Origin of the sequence: Stenotrophomonas sp. SKA14 (genome assembly GCF_000158575.1) — a bacterium.
In the GTDB taxonomy this organism is placed as follows: Bacteria; Pseudomonadota; Gammaproteobacteria; order Xanthomonadales; family Xanthomonadaceae; genus Stenotrophomonas; species Stenotrophomonas forensis.
In genome coordinates this window covers 4,703,152-4,709,404 of the sequence record NZ_DS999412.1, presented here as the reverse complement: position 1 = coordinate 4,709,404, position 6,253 = coordinate 4,703,152, and the positions used below count along the sequence as shown (strand labels likewise).

The following is a 6,253-nucleotide window of genomic DNA, read 5'->3' as shown; positions in this document are numbered from 1 at the left end:
GATGGCGGAGTCACGGGGCGGTGACCACCCATCCACAAAGATGTTGCATGTGGGGTCGCGGGGGTGTAGTGTTTCCCACGTCGCCCCACATGTGGCGGCCGGGATTGGCGTCCCGAGTACCTGAGGCGCAGCAAGCGCCCATCGCCCGATGAAGGCGCTTTTTTGTTGTCCCGCATCGGGCGGGGGCAGGTCCACCGATTCTGCGGTGGGCGGTGCGCGGGGGCCGCAAGGCCCACCGGTCCTCAGGCCGGCACGCCAACCGCGTACCGTCCGCCACCCAATTGGCGTTGGGCTGGCGGTCACTCATCAAAAGACCTGAGGACCCGACATGAACACGATTATCGCAAGCTCGCCGCAGTCCAACTCGCTCAAGCGGGCAGCATCCCAAGCCCATGATGACCTGGGCACCGTCTCTTCTGCCTTGAACGGTCTGCGCGACGCGCTTGAGGTCCGGGGCGGCCATGACGCCATCAACCGCGACAACCTTGCCATGCTCTTCTACGCCATCGAGCCTCGTAACTTCCCCGAGGGTGTGGGCGAAGAAGGTGTTGCCGAGGCGCGGGCCGCGATCATTGACCTGATCTCCCCCGAGTCCAACCTGAACGGCATTTCGCGCGCCCGCGTGTGGTCGCTGGTCTCCCTGCTGGCCAAGTTGCAGGAGGCGGCCGTCAACCGGCTCGGGGAGATTGTGCACAGCCAGTCGGTTGCCGAGGCCTAAGCCCGGCCTCCGGCACAGGACTCCACGAAAGACGCCCCGGCCCTCCGGGGCGTTTCTGTATCTGCAAATTCGTTGCACTCTCCGTAAACTGCGGCAGCACCCATTTATCGCGCGTTCCCTGCCTCATTTATCGCGCGCCGCTACACCACAGGGATGTATTTACGGCGTCCCCCGCAACCGGACCCACCCCGCCAATCCCAGGAACCCAGCTTCTGCTTCGGCTGTTGCCGGCCAGCGGCCGGCACTACCGCGCGTGCCGGGTGCAACCCGGCCGATACCCTCCCGATGCTACGCTGTGGCCACCGACAACCACGGAGGCGGGATGGGGGCGATCGTGTTGTTGCCGCTGTGCGTGGACGACGCTGCGCTCGACCGCTGCCTGGCGGCGCTGGATGCCGGCACCGCACCGGGTACCGCGGTCTGGCTGGCCGACGATGCGCAGACCGGTCCGCGCGCGCAGGCGGTGGTGGAGCACTGGTTGGCACATACGCCGCTGCAGGCCGAATACACCCGGCGTGCACGGCCACTGGGCGAAGTCGCCCACCTTGATGAAATGCTGCGGGCCTGCGATGGCCTGGACGTGGCGGTGCTGGCGCCGGACAGCGTGCCGGCGCCGGGTTGGCTGCAGCAGCTGCAGGACGCCTTCGCCCGCGATGCCGCCATCGCCACCGCGACGCCGTGGTGCAATGCCGGGGAAACGGCGGCCTGGCCACGGCTGGGCGAGATCAATCCCGAACCCCAGGACCCGACCGTGCTGGCGCACACCTGTGCCACGCTGCCCACGCTGCATCCGGAACTGCCTTCGGCGGTCACCCACGCGGTACTGGTACGCGGCAATGCGCGCCGCCGTGCCGGTGGCCTGGACGTGGACAGCTACGCCGGCTGGAACGCCGCACTGGTCGATCTCAGCCTGCGCATGGCCGGGCTGGGATGGCGCAACGTGCTGTGCGAGACCGCCTTTGTCAGCCGGGCAGGGGAGGCGATCAGCCGCGACGGTGATCTTGAAGCGCTGGCCGCGCGGTGGCCGGGCTGGGTGCCACGGCTGGCCGACTTCCTGATGCATGATCCGCTGCATGGACTGCGTGCCGATCTGCAACAGCGCATGCAGCAGGCGATAATGCCGCGCGAACAGGGCGACCTGTTCGTCCCGCCCGCGCCGGAGCCACCCGTTTGAATGTTGCCATTGCCGCCATCGTCGTCACCTACCAGAGTGGCAGCACCATCGATGCCTGCCTTTCGCGCCTGCGCCAGGCGCAGGATGTGGCCGAGATCCGGGTGATCGACAATGGTTCGCTGGACGGCACGCTGGACATCGTGCAGCGGCATGCCAGCCATGATGCCCGCGTGCGTTTCGTCGGCAATCCGGACAATCCCGGTTTTGCCGCCGCCAACAACCAGGGCGTGGCCGACTCGGTCAGCCCGTGGCTGGCCTTCATCAACCCGGACCTGATGGTCGAAGCGGATACCCTGGCCGAGCTGCGCCGCCGCGCCGAGGCGCTGGGCGATTGCCTGCTCGGCGTCGAGCAGCTGGATGAGCATGGCCAGGCCGACGCGGCGGTACGCCGTCGCGATCCCGATTTCCTGTTGATGCTGCGGTCGCCCGGCCAGGGTTCGAAACTGGCGGTGCCGCGCGATCCGCACCAGGCCCTGCAGCGGGTGCCGGCGCTGTCCGGTGCGTTGCTGATGATGCCGCGCGTACTGTTCGATCGCATCGGCGGTTGGGATGCGGGCTACCGCCTGCATGCCGAAGACCTGGACCTGTGCCGCCGTGCGCGCGAGGCCGGCGCGGTGGTGGCGATCGCCAACGATCTGCAGGTGACCCACGTGCGTGGTGTCTCCAGCCGCTCGCGGCCGTTCTTCGTCGAATGGCACAAGCACAAGGGCCTGTGGCGCTACTTCCAGAAATTCGAAGCGAAGCAGCGCCCGTTGCCGGTGCGCGCTGCGGTATGGGCGGCGATCTGGGCGCATGCGCTGATGCTGGTGCCGCGCCTGCTGCGCAGGTCGCTGTAGCGGAGGGTGGTGGCAGGCCCCCGATTCACCCCGGCGGGCGCATAATCCGCCCCATGCCTATCATCCAGTCCCTGCTCGACACCGACCTGTACAAGTTCACCATGATGCAGGCGGTGCTCCATCAGCATCCCGGTGCCCAGGTGCAGTACCGGTTCAAGTGCCGCACCCCCGGCATCGACCTGGCCCGTTACATCGACCAGATCGACGAAGAAATCGACCACCTGTGCACCCTGCGCTTCAGTGACGCAGAGCTGGACTACATGCGGGGCCTGCGTTTCGTAAAGCCGGACTTCGCCGATTTCCTCGGCCTGTTCCATCTCGACCGCAAGTACATCCAGCTGCGCGCATCGAAGGCGGTGCCTGGCGAGATCGAGCTGGACATCACCGGACCGTGGCTGCACACCATCCTGTTCGAAGTGCCGCTGCTGGCGATCATCAACGAAGTCTGGTTCCGCAACACCACCACGGCCGACTTCGCCGAGGGCGAGCGCCGGCTGCAGGCCAAGGCGGCGCTGCTGCGTGATACCCCCGGCTTCGAGCAATGCCGCATTGCCGACTACGGCAGCCGCCGCCGCTACTCGCGTGACTGGCACGCGCGCCTGCTGCCGCTGCTGCGCGATGCCCTCGGTCCGCAGCTGGTCGGCACCAGCAACGTGCACTTCGCGCGGCTGTACGGCATGACCCCGCACGGCACCATGGCCCATGAGTACCTGCAGGCGTTCCAGGCGCTGGGCCCGCGCCTGCGCGACTCACAGGTGGCGGCACTGGAATCGTGGGCGCGCGAGTACCGCGGTGACCTCGGCATCGCGCTGTCCGACGTGGTCGGCCTGGACGCGTTCCTGCGCGACTTCGACATGTACTTCTGCAAGCTGTTCGACGGCGTCCGCCATGATTCGGGCGATCCGTTCGACTGGGGCGACCGCATGCTGGCGCATTTCCAGCAGCGCCGCGTCGATCCGCGCAGCAAGGTGCTGGTGTTCAGCGATGGGCTCGACATTCCCAAGGTGATGCGCCTGTACGACTACTTCCGCGGTCGCTGCCAGGTCGCATTCGGCGTCGGCACCCACCTGACCAATGATCTGGGCCCGACGCCGCTCAACATCGTCATCAAGATGGTCCGCTGCAATGGCCAGCCGGTGGCCAAGCTCAGCGATTCGCCGGGCAAGAGCATGTGCGACGACCCGGGTTACCTGGCTTACCTGCGCCAGGTCTTCGAGTTGCCGCAGCCGGAATGACCGGCCCGGTAGGGGCGGGCGCTTACAGGTAGTCGACGACCACCAGATAGGCGCCCTGCAGCGGCTGCTGCTGCGAAGCCTGGACGCGGTAGCGTTCGGAGAAGGCGATATCGCCGGGGCGCATCGCGCTGGCCGACACCGACAGCTTCTGGCCCTGGCGCTTGCCGTCGCGCAGCGTCGCAGCCTGGCCATCGGCCAGCGCCGTCACTTCCACCGTCGAGCCCTTGGCCGACGGCGGGCAGGCCGCCAGGCTCAGTTCGCCCTGGGACAGGTTCGTCGTGCAGCCCGGCTCGGCGATGCGGCCGCTGAAACGGATGCTGCCGCTGCTGGCCTGGGCCAGCGCACTGACGGCCATCAGGGCCACGCACAGCAGAATGGAGTTCCTCATGACACGTTCTCTGGTTCGGTGTGTCCTAGTTAGCGACAGCTTCGATCAGCCTTTAATAGGACAAGTTCGAATCTGCTAGGGCCATCACCAAGAAAGAGTGATGCGCATCAAAGAAGCTGATTTCCGCCTGAAAAAGGCCGGATTCCGTGCATGCCGGGTGCGTCACTCAATGCGTCATCGAACGTCGTTTGCGGCCTGCCTGGGCCCGCGTCAAATCCCCCACGCGCCGCTGGGTTCCATTTCGCTTAGCACGTCACATTTGAGCCGTCAATAAATTGGCGTTCATAAAAATAATGAGACTTTCATCACACTTGCACCTATACTTGCGTCACGGATTCCGGGGAAGGTATGTCCGAGTCCGGCCACAGGTGAGACGCAAGGATGGGTCTTGTTAGCCCGGCAGTGCTCCTTGCTTCCTCCTCTACTTCTCATCTCTTCAGTAGGGTTAGGTAAAAGCGAATGCACAAGAACACTCTCATCGCCGCTCTGATGCTGGCCGCCGCTCCGCTGGCCGCCAACGCCGCCGACGGCACCATCACCTTCAATGGCAAGGTCACCGACAAGACCTGCACCATCTCGACCCCGGGCGGCAAGGACTTCGCCGTCAACCTGCCGACCGTGTCCAAGAACACCCTGGCCACCGCCGGTGCCGTTGCGGGCCGTACCCCGTTCGCCATCAACCTGACCAAGTGCAGCGCCGGCAACGTCGCCACCTACTTCGAGCCGGGTTCGACCGTCGACTTCAACAGCGGCCGCCTGGTCAACCAGGCCTCGGCCAACGCTGCCACCAACGTGCAGCTGCAGCTGCTGGGTTCCAACAACCAGTTCCTGCCGATCAAGGCTGCCGGCGCTGGCCTGGCCCAGACCAACTCGCAGTGGGTCACCGTCGGCACCGACGGCTCGGCCGACCTGAACTACTACGCTGAGTACTACGCCACGGCCGCCGCCACCCCGGGCGACGTCACCAGCAGCGTCAAGTACACGATCATCTACAACTGATCGTCGCCGTACCCGCACTGGCCGGCGTACGCGCCGGCCAGTGCTCCGCGGCCCCTGGCCACACCTCTCGAGCGTAGTACTTCCGATGAAAGCATTCTTTCCCCGGGCGCTGCTGCTGGCAGCGTTCACGCTGCCCTTCTGCCAGGACGCACTGGCCGGCGTGGTGGTCAATGGCACGCGGGTGATCTACCCGGCGCAGGCGCGCGAAGTCACCGTACAGGTCGACAACGTGGGCGACTCACCGGCCCTGGTGCAGGCCTGGATCGACAGCGGCGACGCCAACCAGACCGCCGATACCAGCGATGCCCCGTTCGTGCTGACGCCGCCGATCGCGCGCGTCGAGCCGGGCCGCAGCCAGGCGCTGCGCGTGATCTTCTCCGGTGCGCAACTGCCGGCCGACCGTGAGTCGGTGTTCTGGCTGAACGTGCTGGATGTGCCGCCGTCGCCGGACAACGCCGACAACACGGGCGAACAGAATTACCTGCAGGTCGCGTTCCGTTCGCGCCTGAAACTCTTTTACCGGCCGCAGGGCCTGAAGGGCGTCGCCAACGACGCACCGGCAGCGCTGCGCTGGACCCGCACCGGCGACCGCCTGCGCGTGGAAAACCCCAGTCCGTTCCACGTCACGCTGGCCGAAGTGCATGCCGTGACCGGCAGCAGCGAAAAGGCCGTCGAGGACAAGGGCGCAATGGTCGCGCCGAAGCAGAGCCTGGAGTTCGCCGCGCCGGCGGGCACCGACCAGGTGCGCTTCATCACCATCAACGATTACGGCGGCCGGGTGGAACACACGATCCGCCTCGGCAGCACCGGGGGCTGAACGCGCCGCGCTGGCCCAGGGCCTGCGCATCCCGCCACCGCCGCCGCGCGGCGAATTGAAGGAATGTCAGTGTGATCGGAAACAGA

At 66.4% G+C, this 6,253-nt stretch carries 7 protein-coding genes; 6 read left to right on the top strand and 1 reads right to left on the bottom strand.

Annotation, left to right across the window (positions count from 1 at the left end; translation table 11 throughout):
- The first annotated feature begins 328 nt into the window (after positions 1–328).
- The 4 genes from SSKA14_RS21640 (at position 329) to pncB (ending at position 3,963) form a co-directional block, all read left to right on the top strand.
- Positions 329–718 (top strand): hypothetical protein, encoded by a 390-nt coding sequence (locus tag SSKA14_RS21640; RefSeq protein WP_008266197.1) that lies wholly within the window; start codon positions 329–331, stop codon positions 716–718.
- Between the two features lie 322 nt (positions 719–1,040).
- Complete coding sequence (locus SSKA14_RS21635; RefSeq protein WP_008266918.1) at positions 1,041–1,892, top strand: glycosyltransferase; 852 nt, start codon at positions 1,041–1,043, stop codon at positions 1,890–1,892.
- The gene (locus tag SSKA14_RS21630) at positions 1,889–2,728 is read left to right on the top strand and encodes a glycosyltransferase family 2 protein (protein WP_008267492.1); all 840 of its coding nucleotides are present in this window, start codon (positions 1,889–1,891) and stop codon (positions 2,726–2,728) included. Before SSKA14_RS21635 ends, SSKA14_RS21630 begins: the two co-directional genes overlap by 4 nt.
- 53 nt (positions 2,729–2,781) lie before the next feature.
- Positions 2,782–3,963 carry a nicotinate phosphoribosyltransferase gene (pncB, locus tag SSKA14_RS21625; RefSeq protein ID WP_008264910.1) on the top strand — a complete coding sequence of 394 codons (1,182 nt, stop codon included), beginning with the start codon at positions 2,782–2,784 and terminating at the stop codon, positions 3,961–3,963.
- 22 nt (positions 3,964–3,985) lie between these two features.
- On the opposite strand, the gene SSKA14_RS21620 is transcribed toward pncB, so the two are convergent.
- On the bottom strand, positions 3,986–4,351 hold the full coding sequence (locus SSKA14_RS21620; RefSeq protein ID WP_008268664.1) for a hypothetical protein: 366 nt from the start codon (positions 4,349–4,351) through the stop codon (positions 3,986–3,988).
- Between the two features lie 459 nt (positions 4,352–4,810).
- On the opposite strand from SSKA14_RS21620, the gene SSKA14_RS21615 reads away from it, so the two are divergent.
- Positions 4,811–5,350: a fimbrial protein gene (locus SSKA14_RS21615; protein ID WP_004154162.1), complete on the top strand. Its 540-nt coding sequence runs from the start codon at positions 4,811–4,813 to the stop codon at positions 5,348–5,350.
- An 85-nt stretch (positions 5,351–5,435) separates the two neighbouring features.
- Positions 5,436–6,167 carry a molecular chaperone gene (locus SSKA14_RS21610; RefSeq protein WP_008266722.1) on the top strand — a complete coding sequence of 244 codons (732 nt, stop codon included), beginning with the start codon at positions 5,436–5,438 and terminating at the stop codon, positions 6,165–6,167.
- Positions 6,168–6,253 lie beyond the last annotated feature (86 nt).